Origin of the sequence: Dubosiella muris, assembly GCF_004793885.1 — a bacterium.
GTDB classification, from domain to species: Bacteria; Bacillota_I; Bacilli_A; order Erysipelotrichales; family Erysipelotrichaceae; genus Dubosiella; species Dubosiella muris.
The window spans coordinates 1-786 of record NZ_SRYG01000056.1 but is presented as its reverse complement, the minus strand read 5'-3'; the positions used below and the strand labels follow the sequence as shown (position 1 = coordinate 786).

Below are 786 nucleotides of genomic sequence, written 5' to 3'. Positions count from 1 at the left end.
TCTGAATGGATTGAGGGCCAAGCGCAGCAGACGGATACCAGGCAAATCCGGTATCGGAAGGCAGGGCGTGAAGGGTAAGCGAAATCGAAAGAGAGTAGCGAAGCGCTAAGGACGGCTTCCAAGAAAAGCTTCTAGCAAAGAGGTATCGAGCGGCCCGTACCAAAACCGACACAGGTGGGCAGGCTGAGTAGGCCAAGGTGAGCGAGAGAACTGTTGCCAAGGAACTCGGCAAAATGGCCCCGTAAGTTCGCGAGAAGGGGCGCTCTCGAGAGAGAGCCGCAGTGAAAAGGCCCAAGCGACTGTTTAACTAAAACACAGCTCTCTGCGAAGCCGCAAGGCGAAGTATAGGGGGTGACACCTGCCCGGTGCTGGAAGGTTAAGGGGATCTGTGAATCGAAAGATGAAGCAGTGGTCCGAAGCCCCAGTGAACGGCGGCCGTAACTATAACGGTCCTAAGGTAGCGAAATTCCTTGTCAGGTAAGTTCTGACCCGCACGAAAGGTGTAACGATTTGGGCGCTGTCTCGGCAGCAGACTCGGTGAAATCTTAGTACCTGTGAAAATGCAGGTTACCCGCAACTAGACGGAAAGACCCCATGGAGCTTTACTGCAGCTTGGCATTGGGTTCTGAACGAACATGTACAGGATAGGTGGGAGACGAAGAGAGGAGCACGCCAGTGCGTCTTGAGTCGATGTTGGGATACCACCCTTGAGCGTTTGGAGCCCTAACCTGGGTCCTGGAACAGGATCGGGGAGAGTGCCAGGCGGGCAGTTTGACTGGGGCGGTC

1 rRNA gene is annotated in these 786 nt (G+C 55.2%); it reads left to right on the top strand.

Annotated features, from left to right (window positions below):
* A 23S ribosomal RNA gene (locus E5336_RS12275) occupies positions 1-786 on the top strand; the annotation flags it as partial.